The following is a 21,771-nucleotide window of genomic DNA, read 5'->3' as shown; positions in this document are numbered from 1 at the left end:
GCCTCAGTTTACCACTGAGACTGCCGAAAATTTTCGGCAGCACAAAAAAAAGCGGCCAATGTCGGCCGCTTCAGGTATTTGTTCTCTACCGAGATGGTGTGCTTATCGCAGCCCCGCCATGTAAGCAGATAATTCCTTGATTTGCTGCTCAGACAAACTGAAGGCAACGCTTTTCATGATACCCGCATGGCCCACGCGCTCACCCTTCTTAAATGCCAATAGTTGCTGCTCCAAGTAGCCTTTATGCTGACCTGCTACGCGAGGATAGTGAATCGGAATGCCGTGTCCACTTGGCCCATGACAACCCATACACGCTGAAATACCACGCTCGGCGAAGCCACCGCGATACAATTTCTCACCAGCGACCGCCATTTCAATATCTTCTTCAGTTAGGCTGACTTCGGTGCTAGCTGGCAAAGACGCGTAGTATGCATCAAGATCCGCCATGTCTTCTTCAGTCAATGCAGCCACTTGGCCCGCCATAATCGCGTTTTGACGCTCACCAGATTTAAATGCTTTCAACTGAGCACTGATATAACCGGGCACTTGTGCTGCCAAGTTTGGGTTGATTGGCAGACTACTCACACCAGCCGCGCCGTGACACGCAGCACACACCGCTGATTTTGCTTTTCCCGCCTCGGCATCACCTGCGGCCAGAGCCATTGTCGTCATGGCCATGCCGGATAACGAAATGCCGGCTATTGCTAATAATTTTTTCAACATTGACGAGTCTCCAGTAACAGGCTCAAGGAATGCGTTTCTTAGTGGCGGGTTTTATATCACGACGCTCCGACGGCCTCAAGTGTGCCGGTTGCTTTTAGCGAAAATAAGCATGACGTGCAGCTCACTTAAAGGCGATGTATTTGGTACACTCAATGGATGTCCAGCAGCCCATTAATCTCCCGTGTCTACGAATAGCTCTTTACCAGAAATTTTGCGTGCCCCCGAGTTCTTGCTCGGCGCCGCTGAACCCCACCAGTTCCCGCAAGATGATCAGGTTGAAATTGCTTTCGCCGGTCGTTCGAACGTGGGTAAATCCAGTGCCATCAACGCGATTTGTAATCGACGAAAGCTTGCGCGGACCAGTAAGGTACCTGGCCGCACACAACAAATAAATTTTTTTTCCATGGGCGAACACGCGCGCTTGGTCGATCTGCCAGGCTACGGCTACGCGCAAGTACCGCTTGCGGTTAAGCAAAAATGGGAGAAAACCATTCACGAATACCTGACTGGCCGCCCAAATCTACGTGTCTTGGTCTTGCTTATGGACGTTCGCCACCCATTGACCGATCTGGATTGGCAAATGGTGCGTTGGGCCAGTGAAGCCGATCTGCCAACCCAGGTGCTACTCACCAAAGCCGATAAGTTTAAACGTGGAAGAGTCGCCGCGATAACGCTAGAAGTTGAGCGCGAATTGAACAAGGTAAACGGCCAGTTTGGGGTCGAAGCTTTTTCCTCCCAAACCTACCTCGGGGTTGAAGCCATGCGGGCACAATTAGCGGAATGGGTAGTCGCCTGACACGGGCTTTATTGACAGTTTTGTAAATAAGTTTGTAAATTTTTTACAAACACGCTTGAAACGAAAGTCATTTTCACATATCGTTCCCCTTGTTAGATTTTAACGGGTTGCGAATAAGAATCATTTGAAAGTCTTCAATTAGCCAGCATCGGCTACTTTCTAGTCTGATTTTATTAACACCCAGCGAATATAGGCGCTATTGAACGACGCGTTCAGTAGCACTTGAAAGAATTGCCTAGGGTAGGCAGTCCCCCCAAACGACATCCCCTTGGAATACCTCACACACGGTATTTCGCCTACCCTAGGCATCTAGTTTCTAAATACGCATCAGACCCTTCAAGGGCAGGTTTTTCTTCCATCTTTCTTGCCTGTTGTACTGTAGTTAAGAATAACTGCACCATACTTAAAACAAGAACAAGCTAGCGACCCGACACTGTATCGTGGTCGCAACTCAAGTCAAAATCAATTTACCGTTTAGGCTTCCCTTCAAAAATAATTTGCCAGCGTCCAGCAGAATTTTTTTGCCACAACTGGCGCTTTTCGGCCGTATTCGAGAAGTTATTACTGGCGTAATGCTGAGTGAAGGTGACTTCGAACATAGCTGCCTTGCCCGGATAGCGAAACAGACTGTGTATCTCCAATTCTAGGTCGATGTCAGTCTTAGCGCGATTAACCTGCTTTTTGCGTGCCGCCCATTGCGCGAAATCACCGTGCCCGAGATTAAAATTCTCAGACGAGTAATGAGCAATTAAGGCATCCGTGTCGATTGCCTCCCAGTCCTTCTCCCAACGAGCGATCACTGCCAACAACTCGGCTTGTTGTGCCGCGGCATCCTGTTGATCCAGCCAAGCAACCTGCTCGCTGAGCAACACCGGAGTATGGGCTTGCACATCCACAAACTGCGCCACGTCTAATAAATCATCATTGCTTAACACAAAACAGCCTTCACTCGACCATGGCGCGCGCGCATAGGTGTCGGATGGCGTGCCATGCAGCCAGATGCCGTAGCCGGTACGACCCAAATAACGGTCGTACCTATTCGGATAATCAACCGGAAAAGCACCTTTGCCGTACAAATCCGGCAACGCTTTTCCTTCGATATGCCGTGTCACTCGGTAGATACCAATCGGGGTTTTGTTATCGCCCTCGACCTGTTTACCAAAGCCTTGTGACCCCATGGTTAAATAGTAATCACGGACTAACTTCGGGCGTCCGTCATTATTTGCATACACATACAGCCGGCCAGCCGTCAGGTCAGCCACCAGCACATGCTGGTATTTGCCCATCAACACTAAGTCTGCCGGTAACCGTGTGTGCAGCGCTTGTGCGTTGTCATGCCGGTGTTGCCAGCGATTTTTAAGCTGATGCACCAGACCACGTAACACCTCTTCCGGAATCGAGGCTCGGGCACCAAACAGCGCCGTGTCCCCCGACATTGCCATTAGAACCTCGGCGCGCAAGAAGTGTCCTACTCGACTCTTGGGAAACTGGGATAAATGCGTGTCCGCCTGCTCTAGCGCCTGTCTCAACTGCCCACTTTGAATTGCGTCAATCACAGCCAGGAGCTGTGCTTCGTAATCGCCATTCGAGGCCACCGCGTGCAACTCATGTGTTGGGTCTCTAGTGATGGTTGGCTGCACCAGCTGTTCCGCGGCAAGCGGGGCTGCACCACACATTGCAGCAAACACTGCCACCCAACGTACTCGACTCATCCTGACACCGTCTGTTCTTTGATGATTTTCGCCGTGCGCCAGTCACTATTTGACAGCACGAACACCAGTCTCTTGCGAGACGTTTCATCAAACGAGGCCGATTGGTAGTGCTGAGAAAAGGTCACCGCCACGGAGCCACCTTGATCTATCACTTCGAAGTCCGAAAGATCGAGCTGAATAGGTTTCGCATTGGCGAAATATAGGTCGGTCTGCTGCAACCAACGCGTGCGATTCACATACTCCCCAGGAGCATAATCTGTGTCGTAAAACGCAATGTAGGCCGCTTTGTCACGTGCCGCCCAAGCCGATGCCCACCGCTGTACATGCTGAATCGCAGCTTGATCTAATGACAACCCACTTTCAATCGATATGGTGTCCAGTGTGCTGGTGGGGTCGACGGGTGATGCTTCGGTTTGCTGACGCATCACTGGTATACTCACAGGGGATTCCTGGTGTTGACCCAGAACCGGAACTGATTGCTTGCTTCTCATCTCAGCAATTACCGCTTCTTGCTCACTCATTTGACGCTGCAACTGATCCAACTTTTGTTCATAATGCCGCTTTTGTGCCGCTAGTTCAGCGGTCAATGCCGCAACTTCTGCGTTGTGCGCCTCGGGACTTGGCATCTCTGGCTTAGCGAACGACTCAGGTATAGCGATTTCAGACCTTGTTTCCGACGCCAGCGTGCGCACAACTGGGAGCTGTACCGCCTTTAAGGCCAAATCTGGTTCATTTTTGTCCAACGCACGCTGATAAGCGTTGGCGGCTAACGCGCCATTGATACGCTGCAACCCTGCCCACAACATTGCAGCATGTTGATCCGCTTGCAAACCCTGTTGCAAACTCACTTTGGCCTGATTCAGTTTACCTTGACGCGCATACAAAGCCGCCAGGTTAACGTAGTACTCAAGTCGCGATGGGTCGGCCTTCAACATCGCTTGGAGATTCCGTTCGGCCGCACGCCACTGACCCGCATCGATCTGTGCAGCAACATCAACCAGCGATACGGCTGGCGAGGATTGCGCGATGGCAACATTAGCGAACGCCGAAGCGACATACAGCGCCACCGTCACGGCTGGGACAACGATGCGAAAATTAAAGGTTTTCATACACACAATAAGGAGATCTAAACTAAATAATCTGCAGCTTGGCCCGCGATTCTAAAACAGGTTGGAATGACTGTCAGTCACGCAGAGGACAGTTAATGAGCTTGCGCCCAATTACTGCCATTTCCTACGTCGACTAACAGCGGGACATCCAATTTGGCCACCTGCTGCATGATATCTCGAATCGACGCAATTCCACTGTCTAACATACTGTCCGGCACTTCGAACACCAGCTCGTCGTGCACCTGCATCACCATCTTGATCTGCGGTGCCTCAGCTCGAATCCATTGATCCACGGCAATCATTGCCATCTTGATGATATCGGCGGCAGTGCCCTGCATCGGTGCATTAATTGCGGTACGTTCTGCATATTGCCTTACGTTGTGGTTTTTGGCGTTGATGTCCGGTAGATACAAACGACGACCAAACACCGTTTCAACAAACCCGCGCTCGCGAGCGGATTCTCGGGTATTTTCCATATAGGCTTTGACGCCCGGGTACCGTTCAAAGTACTGATCAATATAACTTTGCGCCTGCTTGCGCTCCACATTTAACTGCTTCGCCAAACCGAACGCAGACATCCCGTAAATCAAACCGAAGTTGACCGCCTTTGAATGGCGCCGCTGTTCGTCGGTGACGTCGTCTAACGGCGCCGAAAAGATTTCTGCGGCGGTAGCGCGATGGATGTCTAGCCCATGCTGAAAGGCATCCAGCAACGTGGCATCGGCGGACAGGTGCGCCATGATCCGCAATTCGATCTGCGAGTAATCAGCCGCCACAATATGACAACCGGGTTCGGCGATAAACGCTTCCCGTATACGCCGACCTTCTAGGGTGCGTATCGGAATATTTTGTAGATTCGGGTCGCTCGACGACAGCCGCCCGGTGGCGGCCACCGCCTGATGATATGAGGTATGAACTCGTCCAGTGCGACGGTTGATCATGGTCGGCAGCTTATCGGTGTAAGTGGACTTTAGCTTTCCCAAACTGCGGTGCTCCAGAATCAAACGCGGCAGTTCGTGATCCAGCGCCAGCTCCTGCAACACATCTTCGGCTGTCGACGGTGCGCCTTTCGGGGTCTTTCTCAAGACTGGCAAGCCCATTCGATCGTACAAAATTTCCTGGATCTGCTTCGGCGAAGCCAGGTTAAATTCGCCCTCGGCCAGCTCATAGGCGCGAGACTCACTTTGCTGCATACTCATCGCCAACTGCTGGCTTTGCTGTAACAGCATCGCATCATCAATCAACACGCCGTTATCTTCAATGCGAGACAGCACACTCACCAACGGCATCTCGAGTTCAGTAAAAATTTTGTGTAATCCTGGCTTGGCCGTAAGCTGTGGCATCAAGACGTGGTGCAAACGCAAAGTCACATCGGCGTCTTCCGCCGCATAACGCGATGCTGTCTCCAATTCTATCTGATCAAAGGTCAGCTGCGATTTTCCCTTGCCGGCGACTTCCGTAAACGGCACTGGAGTGTGGCCGAGATGCGTTTCCGAGAGCGTGTCCATATCATGGCGCGAACTCACACTATTGAGTACATACGATTCCAACATGGTGTCGAATTGGACACCTTGCATACTAATCGAATAATTTGCCAGCACGCTCATGTCATACTTAAGATTCTGGCCAATCTTCGGTAAATTCGGATCTTCGAGCAGCGGTTTCAGTTTCTGCAAGACCCAGTCACGATCGAGTTGATCAGGCGCACCAAGATAGCTGTGCGCGACCGGCACATACGCCGCCTCGCCCGCGTTGATGGCGAACGACAACCCAACCAGCTCGGCGGCTTGCGCGTGCACCGACGTGGTTTCCGTATCGAAGGCAAACCCCTCGCTCGAAGCCAGTCGACTTAGCCAGTCTTCAAACTCGGATTCGTTCAGTATGGTGCTGTACTTTCCGGGTTTAAATTCGCCTATCTGGGCAGCACCACTGCCAGCCTGGAGCGTCTCACCCAGTTCACCCAGCCATTTCTTGAATTGTAGGGTTTGATAAATATCGATCAGCGTATCCGTGTCGGGCTCCTTCGCATGCAACTCTTCGAGCGCCGGATCCAACTCCAATTCGCAGCGAATGGTCACCAAGTCCTTAGACAACGGTAGCTGTGGAATAAATTCACGCAGGTTCTCACCGACTTTGCCGCCAATCTGATCTGCATTCTCGATCACGCCATCCAGTGTGTCGTATTCGCTCAACCACTTAACCGCGGTCTTTGGCCCAACTTTTGGCACACCGGGAATATTGTCTGAGGTGTCGCCAGTCAGGGTCAGAAAATCGATAATCTGATCTGGCCGTACGCCAAACTTCTCGACCACGCCGTCAACATCCATAATCACCTTCTTCATGGTATCAATCAGATTCACGCGGTCATTCACAATCTGAGCCAGGTCCTTGTCACCGCTGGCAACCAAAACTGTTTTGCCTTTTTCACTGGCCTGCTTTGCATATGTACCGATGACGTCATCTGCTTCCACACCGGTAATCGCGACCAAGGGCAAACCCATGGCCTTGATACCTCGGTGCACAAAATCGATCTGACTGCGTAGTTCGTCCGGCATCGGTGGTCGGTTCGCCTTGTAGTCTTCGTATAGGTCATGGCGAAAATTCTTACCCTTGGCATCAAACACCGCCACGATATGAGACTCGGGATACTCACTCATTAGGCTCTTGATCATATTAATGATGCCAAAAACAGCACCTGTCGGCTGACCTGAAGTGGTTTGCATGCGCTTTAATTGAGGCACATAGAAGGCACGGTACAGATAGGACGAACCGTCGATCAGGATCAACTCGGGTTGCTTCATGGTAGTCTGGAATGTTGGCGTCTGGTAGCAAGGGTCAAGCACTGCCAGAGTGCGGTGATGCCCTTTCGATTTCAAGCGGATATGATAACATGATAGTTAAGTCGACTCCGATCACGAACTCTAATCCTAGAGCTTTTCGCGAGCGGAGTTAATGTCATGCGGAGCGTACCCATGTGTAAATCAAGCTTATCTGTTTTGTTACTTGCCGCCGGCGTATCTATGGCGACCGCCCCGGTACAATTGAGTCACGCCGAAACCGCACCACCGCCGACGCTCGGGCAAGACACCAAAGGGGAACCTGCCACAGCGGAACAAATTGCCGAAGCTGAAGCCAACGAACAAGCGCAGCCCCAGAATGACAGTGCTGTCACTGACGGCAAGGAACAAAAAAAATCTGGTCGCCTGTTCGGCACCACCAAGATCAAAGAATCACGCCGCGAGAGTGGTCAGGTTTATCAAATCGAAATACAACATTCCGCCGGCCCGAATCAGTATATCGAAGAGACCGACTCTGACGGCAATATCGAGAGTGAGCCAACCGATATCGAAGACACGCCTAACTTGCCTAAATGGCGGATCGGTTCTTGGTAATGCGACCACGACTCACGGTCTTATTGCTGACTAGCCTATACTTATTTTGGTCGGCCGCCTCGTTGGCGGACGACCCACAGTCCTCATCAACGCGCCAGGAAATGCGACTGTACAAAGTTAATAAGGATGGCATAACTCAGCGACTGCGGTTTACCACCCGAAAATCCCGCGAGGCCGGTTGTCACAACCTAATGAAACGCGCACGCTTGTATCGGGCTATGCAGTTCGGGTTCAAACAATGCCGCATCTACGCTAGCAAAGACTGTGAAAGCGACAGCCTGATGGAATTTAAGCGCGCAAAAGAGGACGAAAACATCACCGAACTCATCCAGGGCTACTCATGGTATCCGATTGGTGAACATGAACGCGGCGAACTAATCCGCTCTTGGCAATGTGACTGAACCCAAGATCAGTAGAGCTTATGCTTTATGGCTGAGTGCAAGGTAATCGTGCGATTGCATTTCCTGCAACCGACTCATGGTCCGCTGAAACTCAAACGCGACGCGCGTACCATTGTATAACGCCTCAACCTGGGCCGCAGCCGAAATGATCAACTTCACATTGTGATCATAAAATACGTCGACCAGATTAATAAACCGTCGCGCCTGATCTTCCATTAAACGATCCATCACTGGCACATCACTGAGCAGTATTGAATGAAAGCACCGCGCCAGCTCGATGTAGTCATTTTGTGACCTGGGCCCGTCACACAATTCGGTAAAGTCGAACCAGATCACACCATCTGCGCGTCGAATCGAACGCAACTCCCGACCTTCTACTTCAATCAAGGCATTGGCTATCCCAGGCTCCGGCGCAAGATGCTCAAAGTTGTATTGCATGCCCTTCCTAGCCAACTCATCAACTGGAGTAAAGTACGTCTCAGCTTTATCCAGAAAGCGCAGCCGATAATCAATTCCAGAGTCGATATTAACCACGTCAGTGTACCGATGAATCATAGCAATCGCGGGCAGGAATAAGTCGCGCTGTAGCCCACCGAGGTAGAGGTTGTCCGGCTCGACATTACTTGTCGCCACCAGCGTGACGCCTTCATCAAACAGCACGCGCATCAGTTTCACCAGAATCACGGCATCCGCCACATCGTTGACCACAAACTCATCGAAACACAGAACTCGCGCCTCTTTTGCTAACTGCTTTCCGATAATGACCAATGGATCAGCCTGGTCACGCAAAGCCTTACGCTCCAAGTGTACGCGATGCATAAAGCGATGAAAGTGCATGCGCAGCTTTTGCTCAAATGGCAAACAATCATAGAAAGTATCGACGAGATAGGTTTTCCCTCGACCTACGCCGCCCCAAAAGTACAAGCCTTTTACCGGCTCCTTGCTCGTTTTACCAATACCGAGGCGCGACAACCAGCCAGCGCGCTGAGGGGGCTGATTCAGCAACGCATCATACAAGCGTTGCAAATGCTGCACTGCCAATTGCTGTGCCGGGTCTTCGGCAAACTCAGGTTTTTGTAAGTCTTGCTGGTATCGCGAAAGCGGCGTGTCGACCATCATCAAAGTTGGATTGCTATTGCAGGGCGTTGAGTTTACCGTAAGCAGTTATGAAAATGTCAGTGAAACAACCATGAAAGTGCCCAACAACCAGGGGATTTTGCTCCCGTATCGCGGTGTATGCCCCACCCTAGCCCCATCTGCCTTTATCGCCCAGACAGCAACGATCATCGGTGATGTTCAGGTTGGCGCTGAATCTGGCATCTGGTATGGCTGTGTGGTGCGCGGTGATGTCAACGAAATTCGCATCGGCGAACGCACTAACATTCAGGATTTAACCATGATCCACTGCGCTGAACGCGGCCAAGGCACCTACTTAGGTAATGACATTACTGTCGGTCACTCTGCGATTTTGCATGCTTGCACGATCGAAGATGACGCCTTTATTGGGATACAGGCCTGCGTCATGGATGATTGCTTAGTGGAACGCGGCGCAATGGTCGCCGCTGGCGCACTGGTCACTCCGGGAAAGGTCGTGCCGGCTGGTGAAGTCTGGGCTGGCAGTCCCGCTAAGAAACTGCGCGATATTAACGAATCAGATTTGGCTTTCTTTGAAATCAACCGTCAGCGCTATGTTCGACTTGCGACTGAGTATCGTCAAGAGCAAGGCAGCAATAATGCCTGATCTCATTCGGCGACCGGCTATTCCATCAACTTAGTGCGATATTTTAGCGCAGAGGTGGCGTCGCCCAGCGCGTCGTAAGCATTGGCCATCAAATACCAATTCTGCCGTCTCAACGCGTTATCGGCGCCAGCCAAGGTATTGGATTTTGCGGCTAACTGAATTGCTTGACGCCATGACTGCTGTGCAAACCGCACATCGGCCAGCTTCCCCCATAACAATGCATTACGCGGTTCGATTCGCAGCGCACGCTCAAGTGAATCCGCGGCCCCATCCCAGTCCTGTTGATTTCGTTGTTGCTGCGCAACACTGACCAATCGTTTAACCACCGGCGACATACCCTGCGCATACCCCATCGACTCCGCTTGAATCACATCATCGTCAGGTAACGGCAAGGCCTCACCATCCACCACAGCGCGATCTTCAACCGTCGCTGGTGGCGTCAGGTCTCGGGTCGAGGCACACGCACTCAGAAAGCCCAGCAAGGCCACCAACAACCAGACCCGCAATGCAGACCCAAGTCTCACGCCCGTACTAGTCAAATAAACGCTGCCACCAAGACTTCTTTTTACGCCTGGCTGGCGGTTCCTTAGGCCACGGTTCAAAATGTTGCATCTCATCTTCATTGTCCAGATCATACTGTATCCGATTTGCACACGGTATATTTTCCAACTCTAAAGACTCAATCAAAATGGGCAGATTACGAGATAAACTGCAGTCCTGACGTATCGGGTCCACCGAATAATGCACTACCTGCGATACCACAGCGTCACTGTACCCCAGCTCAAAGCGTTCTAATGGCATTGCTTGCATTGTCTTTGACCACAAACGTGCCGCGCCACTCGCACCCGTCAAACCGGTAGATTGGTAGTCATCTCGACCAACCCAAACCACGGTCAGATAATTGCCCGAGAATCCGGCAAACCAGCTGTCTCGATAGTCGTCGGTGGTGCCGGTCTTGCCAGCCAACCCGTAATCGTAACGAAATCCGGTTAAAACGCTGCGTGCGGTACCATTTCGAACCACATCCTGTAACGCGTAATTAATCAGAATCGTAAACTCCGGCTCGATCACTTGCTCAATGTCCAGCGAGTATCGCGCCAGAGGGTCATTCTCATTGCTTAATACTGATCGGATACCCTTGATGGGGGTCTTAAATCCACCGGACGCTAGACTAAGATACAATTGACCAACATCCATCACCGTCATGGGAACTGCACCGAGCAAGACCGAAGGCAATTCACTTACTTTGTCGTTGTACCCCAATCGACGAATCGTGTCCGCCACCTCATCCACACCAAGTTCCATACCCAGTTGGACGGTCGCCAGATTGTACGAACGTGACAAGGCTTCGACTAGCATCACGTCGCCATGCTCTTGCTTATCATAATTCTGCGGCTGCCAGTCGGGGCTACCGCGCTGCGAGACCGTGATCGAACGGTCGGACACCAAACTTGCAAGCGAGTACTTGTTCGGCGCTTCCAGGGCAGTTAAATAGACAAAGGGTTTAAGCAATGAACCTACTGGCCGCTTCGCGTTCAGAGCACGGTTGTACCCAGAAAAACTCGGGTTCCTATCACCCAGCATGGCGGCGACTTCGCCGTTATCGGTACGAATAACCACCGCCGCCACCTGCAAACTATTCGCCGTGATGCCTTTGTCCCGTTCAACCGCGGCCAGCTCCTCACGAACAGCCTTCTCCAGACTTTCCTGAATCCGCGGATTGAGTGTGGTGTGTATCTGCAAACCATCATTCAAGAGATCTTCTTGATGATAATCCTGTTGCAGGTTTTGTCGCACAAACCCCATAAAAGCTGGGTAGGATAACAGTGCCGCGCGTGCCGCAGTGGGGCTCAATTTTAAATCCGACGCAATCGCTCGTTGGTAAGCCGCATCATCGATCACGCCCTGTTCCAACATGGTTTTCAACACCAAGTTTCGGCGTTGCAATGCATTGTTTGGATTCCGAATCGGGTTGTACTTGCTAGGCCCATTATTGACCGCAATCAAAACCGCGATTTGATCCAGATCCAACTCCTGCAACGGTCGACCAAAAAAGTAGCGACTAGCCAACCCGAAACCGTGAATTGCTCGATTGCCGACCTGACTCAAATGCACTTCATTTAGGTACGCCTGCAGGATTTCGTCTTTACTGTAATGCAGCTCTAACAGCACAGCCATGATGGCTTCCACGGCTTTGCGTTTATATGTTTGCTCCGAGGAAAGGTAATAATTTTTCACTAACTGTTGAGTCAGTGTACTACCGCCTTGCACTACTCGACCAGCTCGCATATTGCGAATCATAGCGCGTACAATCCCCAAAGGATTGACGCCAAAATGGGAACGAAATTGACGATCCTCATTCGCAATCAAGCCTTCGATTAACTCAGTCGGCACTTCATCGATGCGTAACAAGGAGCGGTCTTCATGACTCATCGGCGAGACACTGCCAAACAAACGCGGCTCCAACCTGACAATCTCGGTATTGTGACTGGCCGCCGTGACATCGGGCTGTTCCACCGAGATCGCCTCGATACGCCCTGCCCGCAACGAAAGGCGAATAATTTGTTGTGGTCGCAACTCATCCCAGAATCGGAACTCACGCTGATAGATCGCCAATTCAGACGGACTGTATCGATACGACCCAACCCGATCCAACGCGGAACGTCGGGTGTAACCCAACTCACTGAGCTCCGCCAATACCAGCTTTTCATCAAACCGCTGCCCGATATACAGCTCCATTGGCCGGGTGTAAACATGCGCAGGCAAGGCCCATTTTTGCCCTTCAAACTTCTTGCGAATCGAAATATCCAAGTACACGGTGAAGCAAAGCAGGGCCAAGAACGCGAGCATAGTCAAACGTAACAGCCAAAATCTTAGAAACGACCAAAATCCTCGGCGCTTGGCCTTGCCAGCCGGCCGCTTGAGACTCCCGCGCTTGGTGGACGTGCGTTTTTCCAAGTTAAGACGCTTCTGGCCAGAATTAGATCGGCCACTGGCTACGGTCTTTTTGCCTCGTTTCGTACGTTTTTTTTTGGATGCTTTGTTATTCGGCATGGCGATGATAGTGTCTACAAACAGGGTGCCACAATCAGGTGACCCAAACCCGGGACGAGCCGTGATTCTGACCATAGTAGAGCACAATTACAACCACCGACTTTTGAACGTGACTGGCGTGTAACACGAGCGCACCAACACGCCACATCTTTGGCTCGATATAGCGTTTAATAACAATGACTTATAGATACTAACTAATTTAATGCCTTAATTATTGATTGACGGCGACTCAATGCCTCAGATATGATCTTTGTGTGGAATTGGGCAACGCTGGGTGTGTGGCGGACACTGGGTGACAATATTTGCTCAGTTGTGAACAGCCTCAGACTGTGCGAAAGTTGTTAGATCGGTTGGGCAAGATCATGCACAGCGCGCCATCCAACATACAGCGTCTAGTCGTTGACAGGTATGGCGTTGCGAGGTGCAGACTGGGTATGGGTCGCACCTTGACAACGGCAGACAGATCAACGAACTAACTTGAAACAAGGCGTGACGTAACTTCGATACAATACGAGCTCGACAGTGACCGAAAAAAATCTGCAATCTGATATACAGGAATACTCTGACTGGCGCACCGCAGTAAGTGGCGCAGTACAAGATCTGAGCACCTTCCTCAAAGCCAAAAACGTCACTGATTTGCGTACGCATCACCAGTTCGAAAACGTACTGGGCGCGCTGGCCGACGACAATCTGTCGGTGGCATTTGTCGCTGAATTCTCACGTGGCAAATCTGAGATGATCAATACCATCTTCTTTGGCAACTACAAAAAACGCATCTTGCCTTCCGGTTCTGGTCGCACCACGATGTGCCCAACCGAACTCATGTATGACCCGAACCTGCCTAGTTCGATTCGTCTACTACCGATCGAATCACGCAAAGATGAGCGCGCGCTGTTCGAGCTAAAAAAAGACAAATCATTGTGGCGCGAGATTACCTTTGATGCCGATGACGTACAGAGCGTCAGCGACGCGATGACCGGCATGACGGACAATAAGCTTGTCAGCAAATCGTACGCCAAAGAGCTCAAATTTGATTTACTGGAAGACGAAAATTCTGAAATTGGTCTGCCAGTAAACGAGTACGACGAAGTACAGATCCCCAGTTGGCGGCACGCGATTATCAACCTGCCCCATCCACTGCTTGAACAAGGTCTAGTGATTCTCGACACGCCGGGCCTTAACGCGATCGGTGCAGAGCCTGAGCTAACGATCAACCAACTCGCGACCGCGCACACCGTGGTGTTCATCCTATCGCATGACACGGGCGTCACGTCGACAGACTTAGAACTGTGGCAACAGCATTTAGACGGCGAAAAATCTGAGAAAGAACGCAACCAGCGTAAACTTGTTGCATTGAATAAGATTGACGCTCTCTGGGATGGCATTCGCAGTGAGACTGAAATTCAAAATGAGATCGATGCGCAGGTGGCCGCCACGTCGAAAACGTTAGCGCTTGATCCGGCCAACATTTTTCCTGTGTCCGCGCAAAAAGGCTTGCTCGCCAAACTGTCGGACGATGCAGAACTCCTGCAACGCAGCAATATTCCAGCGCTGGAAAACGCGATTGCCAGCAAACTGATTCCAGAAAAACGCAAGATCGTAGTCGAAAAGGTCCGCAGCGCGCTGGAAGGCATTTTGGATTCTGCTAGCTCCATCATGGACAATCGTCTTAAAGATGCGGATGAACACATCGCGGAACTCAAGCAGTTAAGCAGTAAAAACACCGACGTAATTTCTCATATCATGTTGAAAGTGCAATCCGAGAAATCGTCGCTGGAAAAAGACATGCAGCGTTATCAAGCGCTGCGGGCGGTGTACTCTAAAGAAACCACCAAATTAGTCCAGTTGTTGAGTAATGACCGATTGGAAAAATTGATTGCCATCACGCGGCACAATATGGCTCGCTGTGCGTCATCTATCACCCTGCAAAAGACTATTTCAAAGTATTTCGAACGCCTTAACTACTATATAGACAGCGCGATTGAACAAGCCAATGAAATCGCCGCATTGTCAGAGAACATTACTCGCGATTTCGAACAAGATCACGGCATTGCAAATTTCAAGGTCCGCCGCCTGCGCCTGGAGAAATTTAAGCAGGAAATTGCGCGGCTAGAGGCCAAACACCGGCACCTCAAAGACACAAAGACGTTATTTTTCCGCGAACAAATGTCGATCACGAACCGGTTCTACGAATCCGTTTGCCAGGCTTCACGCAAGGTCTTCTCGCGCGCCCTGCGCGATGCCACTAACTGGAATAATAACCTGATGGTCCCAATGGAAACCTATGTTCGAGAGCATCATACGCAGCTGCGTCGTCGACTCGAAAGTGTGAAACGCATCCATAAAGCCTCCGACACGGTGGAACAGCGCTTACAGGAACTTACTGTGATGCAAGCGGAACTGGTCGAACAACACGGTGAGTTTACCCAGTATCAGGAAAAACTGGTTGAGCTGCTTTCTCAAGCAACGCACGCCAACGAAGAAGCAGAACAAGAGGCCGAAGCCGAAGAAGCCAAATCAGCGGATATCCTTTACTGGGACCACAAAGTGAAGTTTTAGTGCGACCAATTCAAATCCACTGGTGCGCACGTTACCAGATTATTGCCTATCCATTTGCCCCTGTCTGCGTCGTTCCGCGGTGTGCTATCATCGGCCAAAACAAACCTTCAAAACTGCCTACATGCTGACCAAATCGTTCTCCACTTTCTTCATCACTCTGGCCTGCCTGAGTTTAACCGCCTGTGGTGCGCATTATGGCGCGGTCAAGTTCGTGTCGGACCCGCCGGGCGCTGAGGTTATCAACCTTGATGACGGCACCATCATTGGCAATACCCCGGTCACCATGTTCTGGAAGGACGGCAGCAGTAATCGGCAGCACATCCCGATTCGCCTAAAAAAACAAGGTTACTATGAAAAAGTAACGTCCTTCTGGCTCAGTATGCGACACTCCAGTGAGCAGGAAGCGCTGGAAAATGCGCAACTAGTAAAAGTCTCCATGCAAAAGAAGGGCGAATAAGCCTCTAGCAACCCAAACCAAGCACTCCCTATGAAACACTCAGTCAAACTATTCTCAATTGCGATGCTCTGTCTTGCTCTGACCGCGTGCGGCAGCGGTAAACGCAATATCGCGTTGAAGATTCACTCCGATCCGCTTGGAGCCTATGCTTTGTTGCAAGTCAAATATAAAGGGGATGAGAACCCCGAGTGGATTTTCCTGGGTCCGACACCCGTGGTTCTCGACAAGTCCATCAAATTCGACGGTGCCACCACAGTTTCATTGAAAGTGATTCGCCCAGGTTTTTACGAGCAAGTTAAAACTTGGAACGCCAAGGATTTTGTCAAAGAATACAAGCAGTACAAAAAGATTTCTTGGATACCGAATATGGTTAAGCAGTAAGTCGATTACTGCTCATTCTGCGCGTCGTATTTTTGCCCCGTTAATTGGGTGTATTTGACCTGTAGCTGCGTCGGCGTTTCCGGGTGTTGCGGGTCAACTAGAATGCAGTCTACCGGGCATACCACCACACACTGCTGCTCTTTGAAGTGTCCCACGCACTGAGTACAGCGCGACGCCTCAATCTCATAGATCATTTCCCCTTGGTATATCGCATCATTTGGACACTCCGGTTCACACACGTCACAATTGATGCACTGATCGGTAATAAACAACGCCATCGTCTGTCTCTACTCTGAGCAACTCAGCAACCTAGATTGCCTCGTTGACGGGATTAACTACTCGGGCGACCTGCCGCCCATTTATTCTGCAGCGCCAGCTCCACATGCGGTGGTACGAAACTGCTTACATCACCCTTATAGTAAGAAATCTCCCGCACTAAAGATGACGAAATAAAGTAGTTTGCTTCCGATGGTGTCAGGAAAATCGTTTCCACATTACTGTCTAGGCGCCGATTCGCTGACGCGAGCTGAAATTCATATTCGAAGTCGGATACTGCGCGCAAGCCACGAATAACAAACTTTGCTTTTTGTCGCGTCACAAAGTTAACCAACAGGTCATCAAAGCTCTCAACGCGCACGTGCGGTATGTGCTGCGTGGCGTCGTCAACCATGGCCACACGTTCCGCCGTCGTGAACAAGGGGTTTTTGCGCGGATTATCGGACACAGCGATGATCACCTCGTCAAAAATTTGTTCGGCTCGCGCCACCAAATCCAGATGACCATTAGTGATCGGGTCGAAGGTGCCCGGGTAGATAGCAATCTTTTTCATGCGCGCAGTATAACGTATTTACACAAAATAAAGGCGATACGCGACCTGACCAGCGCGCCCCTCGCGGTGCAACGTCCATGTTTCAGGTACCTTTACCAAGGCATCCCGCGCCGATCGCTCGAGATACACAACCGCGCGTTCACTCAACCAACCGTTGTCATGCAACAACTGAATCACCTGTTCGAGAAGCTGAGACTGGTATGGCGGATCCACAAACACGACGTCCAGAGGGGTTGCAGGACGCGATCGCAGATACACTAAGGCATCCATGCATTGAACTTGCCCGCGCTGCTGTGCGGACAGTTCGCGCAGATTGCTGACCAATTGCGCTGCGACACGTTTATCCGATTCCACAAACACAGCGTGTTCTGCTCCGCGCGACAAAGCCTCGAGCCCGAGTACGCCGCTGCCAGCAAACAAATCCAAACATCGGGCGCCAGCAAGGTCGTGCATAAGCCAGTTAAACAACGTTTCGCGGACTCGATCTGTGGTTGGACGCAGTCCCTCATGCGTCAAAACTGGCAACCGACGGCCGCGCCACTGACCTGCAATAATTCGAATACGGCTTGATTTGTTCGCTTGCTTCATTGTGATTTCTGAGACAATCCCTACAATAGAGCCACGCAAGATGGCACAGCTTTCTTGGCCGCAACCTTACCACAGACATACACAGAATGAGCGAAACGAATTCACCGCAAAACCCGACCCCGGACGACAATAAGAAAAAGAAATCCGGCTTGTCTCGCCTGTTCAGCCGTGACAAGAGCAACACAGAGTCAGCGCTCGATCTAAACGCCGAGGCGGCCACCGTCGAAGACGGGCTCAGTAAAAGTCGCAACAACCTTTTGGGCAAGATCGGTGATGTTTTTAAGGGCTCATTTGACCTTGATGACGACTTGTTCGACGAACTCGAAGAAGTACTGATCACGAGCGATATCGGCGTCGATGCAAGCCTAAAGCTGGTCGACAATCTACGGACTCGGGTCAAGCAGCACAAAATTCAAGACGCCGCGGGCGTCATTGCTGGCTTACGCGCTGAAGTCGCGACAATGTTGCGCCCAGCGCAGCAACCTTGGAATGTACTACACCAGCGACCTTATGTGATGCTGATGGTTGGTGTTAATGGGGTTGGTAAAACCACGACGACCGCTAAAATCGCCAAACAATTCAAAGACCAAGGGCGCTCGGTTATGTTTGCGGCGGCAGATACATTTCGTGCGGCGGCGACCGAACAATTGCAGGAATGGGGTCGTCGTCTGGATATCCCGGTGGTTGCTCAAGGCCACGGCGCCGATGCTGCCGCGGTTGCCCATGACGCACTGACCTCGGCAATCGTTAAGGGCACCCATGTGCTCATGATTGATACTGCGGGTCGTTTACACACGCAATCAGATTTGATGGAGCAACTGCAAAAGATCAATCGCGTACTTGGCAACCTCGACCCGTCAATGCCGCATGAGGTAATGCAGATTCTCGACGCAGGCACCGGCCAAAATGCGCTGTCGCAATTAGATCACTTCAAAGACGCTGTCGGTGTTAACAGTGTCTGCCTCACTAAACTGGATGGGTCTGCCAAGGGCGGATTGGCCATTTCGATCACGCAGAAGTATCAGCTGCCAATTCGCTATCTGGGCGTAGGTGAGGGCTTTAATGATCTGCAAGCGTTTGATGCAGACGGCTTTGCCGCCGCGCTAGTGCCTGATTTAGACCCGCAATAACAACGCCATGATCAAACTTAGCCACGTTACTAAACGCTATCCGAATGGTCACGAAGCATTGCATGACGTCAGCTTTGATATTGCCGCCGGAGAAATGGTCTTCTTGGCCGGGCACTCCGGCGCGGGGAAAAGTACGTTGTTCAAACTCATTACCCGTATCGAGAAACCCACCTCGGGACAAATACTGGTCGACAACCAGAACCTGAGCCGTCTGCGCGATAACAAAATTCCAGCGCTGCGTCGCGACATTGGCGTCATTTTCCAAGACCATAAACTGTTAATGGACCGCTCAGTATTCGACAACGTGGCACTCCCATTGATCGTTATTGGTATGCCACATGATGAAATCCAAAAACGGGTTCGTGCGGCACTTGGCAAGGTTGGCTTGTCTGGCAAGGAAAAACAGTTACCGATCACACTTTCGGGTGGCGAACAACAACGCGTCGGCATCGCCCGTGCCGTCATCAACCGACCCAGCATCTTGCTCGCCGACGAACCGACCGGCAACCTAGACGATGCTTTGTCTGACGAAATCATTGATATATTCGCAGACTTTAACCGGGTCGGGGTTACAGTGATGATCGCTACCCATGATTTTCGACAGATCGAACGCCTCGGCAATCGCACTATCCATTTGGCACACGGGCAACTAATGAACCTGGCACAGCCGGTTACGCACCAACCCAACCCAGAAGCGGAAAGTTAAATGCTGACCTACCTTACGCGACACCTGCAAGTTCTGTTTGCGACCCTGGGCGACATGCGGCGCACGCCAACCGCCACCATCAACACGGTGCTGATCATCGCCATCACCTTACTGCTGCCTTGCCTGCTGTACATCGGGATTAAAAGCGCTCAAAGCCTGAGTCAAAACTGGGAAGGCCGTCCACAAATTAGTATTTTTCTCAACAAAGACATTTCCGACAGCACGGCGAGTGCCTTATTTCAAGAAATCCAGCTGCATCCGTCAATCGAACTCGCTGAATTCGTTACGCCCGAAGCCGCTCTGGATGAGTTTCGAATTCTGAGTGCCAAATCCAGCGATATTTCCTTAGATCAAGAGTTGGCCTTTTTGGGCGAGAATCCATTGCCACCATCCATCGTCGTGATGCCTGACGCGTCCTCTGCCGGGCCAACGCAACTGGTTGCCTTGAAAGAAGAGTTGGCCTTATTTGACGGCATTGAGTCGATACGGCTCGATCTGGACTGGACCAATCGATTCAATGCGATTTTGGGTGTGTTTACCCGCATCGCCATTTTACTCAGCGGTTTACTAGGCGTTGCACTAATCCTGATTGTGGGGAACACGATTAAATTATTGATCTTCAATCGACGCTCTGAAATCGAAATTATCAAACTGGTCGGCGGCACCAATACCTTTGTCCGACGCCCATTTCTGTATTATGGCGCGCTGTTCGGTTTGTTCGGTGCAAGTATTACGCTGGGCTTACTCAAACTCGCCGGGCATCTAGTGTCCGCGCCCCTTGCAAAACTGATTGAGTTATACGATACAGCAGCCATGGTGTATACCCTGCACAGCGGTGAAATTGCAACGATTCTGATCGCTGGCGTTGTGCTTGGCTGGTTGGCCGCCCGTTGGTCTGTCGCCCAGCATTTGCGCCACATTCAACCGCGCTGAAAGCAAGTCCGAGCGCGGTCGGCCTTATAAGTCTAGCAGTATGATTAAAGATGCTTGCCGACAGCCAATTTTCGTGCTGTTCAGCCTATCCAACAAATAACGAACTTACGACACTGGACGCGAGATGACAATTTGGTAAGGCAGCCTTGAAATAGCCGATGTTATCCCCATTAATTGTTGAATAGGAAATTTCAATAACCTGAGGTTATTAATAATTCTGCTTTTTACAGAAAATAAATTTATTAGCACTCCATAAGTCAGAGTGCTAATATTGAGCAATCAAGGCGGATCTCGCTTTATATAGGAGGTCGTCAGACTAGCTCTAATGAGTATACGGAGAAAACTGAATGGCAAAAACCAAAACCACTGCAAATCCTGTTTCATTACCACAGGACACGAATTTAGCGAGCTTCTTGCAAGTCGCTAATAGCGCACCGGTTTTGACTGCAGAAACAGAAGCTCGTTTGGCGCGGCAATACCGTGATAACGACGATGTGGATGCGGCTCGTCAGCTGGTGGTATCACAGCTGCGTCACGTTATTCATGTGGCCAAAAGCTTTACAGGCTATGGCCTGCCAGTGGCGGACCTGATTCAAGAAGGCAATATAGGCCTAATGAAAGCAGTAAAGAATTTCGACCCGGATCGCGGCATTCGCTTAGTGTCTTACGCAGTACACTGGATCAAAGCTGAAATTTACGAGTATGTACTCAAGAATTGGAAAATTGTTAAGGTCGCGACAACCAAGGCTCAGCGAAAGCTATTCTTTAATTTAAGGAAGTCACGCAAATCGCTCAGCGCGCTGACCGAACAAGAAACGCAAGATTTAGCCTCGGACCTTGATGTCCCCGTTAAAACTGTCAGAGAGATGGAACAGCGCCTAACCTCTAATGACGTGGCTTTTGACGGTCAAGAGAGCGACGATGATGAGTTCACAACCAGTCCGTCTGCGTACCTTCCAGACATGCGTTACAATCCTGAAGAGCTCGTGATGAAGACAGAAACCAGCGATAACAATCGTGACTCTCTGTACGCCGCTATTGAGGACTTAGACGACCGCAGTAAAGACATCCTGCAACGCCGCTGGTTGAGCGAGAGCAAAGCGACTTTGCATGAATTAGCAGCGGAGTACAATGTATCCGCGGAGCGCATTCGTCAAATTGAGAAGCGCGCGATGCAGAAAATGAAGGGTCAGCTAGCCGCCTAAACACCTTTCAGTATCGCGAAACACTAGACAATCGAGCCCTTTCGCAAGAAAGGGC

General features: G+C 50.9%; 21 protein-coding genes. 11 read left to right on the top strand and 10 right to left on the bottom strand.

Translation table 11 applies throughout. The annotated features are described in order from the left end of the window. Positions 1 to 102: 102 nt before the first annotated feature. Entirely contained in the window at positions 103 to 723 is a 621-nt protein-coding gene (locus tag IE055_RS10005; RefSeq protein ID WP_189400420.1) for a c-type cytochrome, read from the bottom strand. Between the two features lie 181 nt (positions 724 to 904). Between IE055_RS10005 and yihA the strand changes: the two genes are divergently transcribed. Continuing rightward, positions 905 to 1,519, top strand: a complete 615-nt coding sequence (gene yihA / locus IE055_RS10000) for a ribosome biogenesis GTP-binding protein YihA/YsxC (protein ID WP_189400418.1) — start codon at positions 905 to 907, stop codon at positions 1,517 to 1,519. Between the two features lie 467 nt (positions 1,520 to 1,986). On the opposite strand, the gene IE055_RS09995 is transcribed toward yihA, so the two are convergent. From IE055_RS09995 to polA, 3 genes are all read right to left on the bottom strand, one after another. Next, positions 1,987 to 3,231 carry a L,D-transpeptidase family protein gene (locus IE055_RS09995; RefSeq protein WP_189400416.1) on the bottom strand — a complete coding sequence of 415 codons (1,245 nt, stop codon included), beginning with the start codon at positions 3,229 to 3,231 and terminating at the stop codon, positions 1,987 to 1,989. Beyond that, complete coding sequence (locus IE055_RS09990; RefSeq protein WP_189400414.1) at positions 3,228 to 4,340, bottom strand: L,D-transpeptidase Cds6 family protein; 1,113 nt, start codon at positions 4,338 to 4,340, stop codon at positions 3,228 to 3,230. Before IE055_RS09990 ends, IE055_RS09995 begins: the two co-directional genes overlap by 4 nt. Before the next feature lie 92 nt (positions 4,341 to 4,432). Then, positions 4,433 to 7,141, bottom strand: coding sequence for a DNA polymerase I (polA, locus tag IE055_RS09985; RefSeq protein ID WP_189400413.1), 2,709 nt, complete (start codon positions 7,139 to 7,141; stop codon positions 4,433 to 4,435). Between the two features lie 171 nt (positions 7,142 to 7,312). On the opposite strand from polA, the gene IE055_RS09980 reads away from it, so the two are divergent. Together IE055_RS09980 and IE055_RS09975 are read left to right on the top strand one after the other, a co-directional pair. After that, entirely contained in the window at positions 7,313 to 7,732 is a 420-nt protein-coding gene (locus IE055_RS09980; protein ID WP_189400411.1) for a DUF2782 domain-containing protein, read from the top strand. Positions 7,733 to 7,923: 191 nt separating this feature from the next. Then, entirely contained in the window at positions 7,924 to 8,133 is a 210-nt protein-coding gene (locus IE055_RS09975; protein ID WP_189400409.1) for a hypothetical protein, read from the top strand. An 18-nt stretch (positions 8,134 to 8,151) separates the two neighbouring features. Here IE055_RS09975 and zapE read toward each other — a convergent pair whose 3' ends face one another. After that, the gene (zapE, locus tag IE055_RS09970; protein ID WP_189401188.1) at positions 8,152 to 9,249 is read right to left on the bottom strand and encodes a cell division protein ZapE; all 1,098 of its coding nucleotides are present in this window, start codon (positions 9,247 to 9,249) and stop codon (positions 8,152 to 8,154) included. Here zapE and IE055_RS09965 point away from each other — a divergent pair. Continuing rightward, positions 9,239 to 9,874, top strand: coding sequence for a gamma carbonic anhydrase family protein (locus IE055_RS09965; RefSeq protein WP_229794236.1), 636 nt, complete (start codon positions 9,239 to 9,241; stop codon positions 9,872 to 9,874). The genes zapE and IE055_RS09965 overlap by 11 nt on opposite strands. 17 nt (positions 9,875 to 9,891) lie before the next feature. Here the strand turns inward: IE055_RS09965 and IE055_RS09960 are convergent, their stop codons facing one another. Further along, complete coding sequence (locus IE055_RS09960; protein ID WP_189400407.1) at positions 9,892 to 10,398, bottom strand: tetratricopeptide repeat protein; 507 nt, start codon at positions 10,396 to 10,398, stop codon at positions 9,892 to 9,894. Positions 10,399 to 10,405: 7 nt separating this feature from the next. Beyond that, positions 10,406 to 13,003: a penicillin-binding protein 1B gene (mrcB, locus tag IE055_RS09955; RefSeq protein WP_189400405.1), complete on the bottom strand. Its 2,598-nt coding sequence runs from the start codon at positions 13,001 to 13,003 to the stop codon at positions 10,406 to 10,408. 447 nt (positions 13,004 to 13,450) lie between these two features. On the opposite strand from mrcB, the gene IE055_RS09950 reads away from it, so the two are divergent. The 3 genes from IE055_RS09950 (at position 13,451) to IE055_RS09940 (ending at position 16,325) form a co-directional block, all read left to right on the top strand. Further along, positions 13,451 to 15,487, top strand: coding sequence for a dynamin family protein (locus IE055_RS09950; RefSeq protein ID WP_189400403.1), 2,037 nt, complete (start codon positions 13,451 to 13,453; stop codon positions 15,485 to 15,487). A gap of 121 nt (positions 15,488 to 15,608) precedes the next feature. Further along, complete coding sequence (locus IE055_RS09945; protein WP_189400402.1) at positions 15,609 to 15,944, top strand: hypothetical protein; 336 nt, start codon at positions 15,609 to 15,611, stop codon at positions 15,942 to 15,944. Between the two features lie 30 nt (positions 15,945 to 15,974). Then, positions 15,975 to 16,325, top strand: a complete 351-nt coding sequence (locus IE055_RS09940) for a hypothetical protein (RefSeq protein ID WP_189400401.1) — start codon at positions 15,975 to 15,977, stop codon at positions 16,323 to 16,325. A gap of 5 nt (positions 16,326 to 16,330) precedes the next feature. Here the strand turns inward: IE055_RS09940 and IE055_RS09935 are convergent, their stop codons facing one another. Genes IE055_RS09935 through rsmD form a run of 3 tightly spaced genes read right to left on the bottom strand, consistent with a single transcriptional unit; the run spans position 16,331 to position 17,742 of the window. Next, positions 16,331 to 16,603 (bottom strand): YfhL family 4Fe-4S dicluster ferredoxin, encoded by a 273-nt coding sequence (locus IE055_RS09935; protein ID WP_189400399.1) that lies wholly within the window; start codon positions 16,601 to 16,603, stop codon positions 16,331 to 16,333. 53 nt (positions 16,604 to 16,656) lie between these two features. Then, entirely contained in the window at positions 16,657 to 17,154 is a 498-nt protein-coding gene (coaD, locus tag IE055_RS09930; protein ID WP_189400397.1) for a pantetheine-phosphate adenylyltransferase, read from the bottom strand. Between the two features lie 18 nt (positions 17,155 to 17,172). Beyond that, positions 17,173 to 17,742, bottom strand: coding sequence for a 16S rRNA (guanine(966)-N(2))-methyltransferase RsmD (gene rsmD, locus IE055_RS09925; protein ID WP_189400395.1), 570 nt, complete (start codon positions 17,740 to 17,742; stop codon positions 17,173 to 17,175). 86 nt (positions 17,743 to 17,828) lie between these two features. Between rsmD and ftsY the strand changes: the two genes are divergently transcribed. From ftsY to rpoH, 4 genes are all read left to right on the top strand, one after another. Beyond that, positions 17,829 to 18,872: a signal recognition particle-docking protein FtsY gene (gene ftsY, locus IE055_RS09920; protein ID WP_189400393.1), complete on the top strand. Its 1,044-nt coding sequence runs from the start codon at positions 17,829 to 17,831 to the stop codon at positions 18,870 to 18,872. 7 nt (positions 18,873 to 18,879) lie between these two features. Further along, positions 18,880 to 19,578 carry a cell division ATP-binding protein FtsE gene (gene ftsE / locus IE055_RS09915; protein ID WP_189400391.1) on the top strand — a complete coding sequence of 233 codons (699 nt, stop codon included), beginning with the start codon at positions 18,880 to 18,882 and terminating at the stop codon, positions 19,576 to 19,578. Continuing rightward, positions 19,579 to 20,511, top strand: coding sequence for a permease-like cell division protein FtsX (gene ftsX, locus IE055_RS09910; protein ID WP_189400389.1), 933 nt, complete (start codon positions 19,579 to 19,581; stop codon positions 20,509 to 20,511). It abuts the gene before it with no gap. Positions 20,512 to 20,858: 347 nt separating this feature from the next. Further along, the gene (gene rpoH / locus IE055_RS09905; protein ID WP_189400387.1) at positions 20,859 to 21,716 is read left to right on the top strand and encodes an RNA polymerase sigma factor RpoH; all 858 of its coding nucleotides are present in this window, start codon (positions 20,859 to 20,861) and stop codon (positions 21,714 to 21,716) included. Positions 21,717 to 21,771: the final 55 nt, after the last annotated feature.

The sequence above is a fragment of the Arenicella chitinivorans genome (genome assembly GCF_014651515.1).
Lineage (GTDB): Bacteria > Pseudomonadota > Gammaproteobacteria > Arenicellales > Arenicellaceae > Arenicella > Arenicella chitinivorans.
The sequence above is the reverse complement of the archived record's forward strand: the minus strand, read 5'-3'. Positions and strand labels throughout refer to the sequence as shown.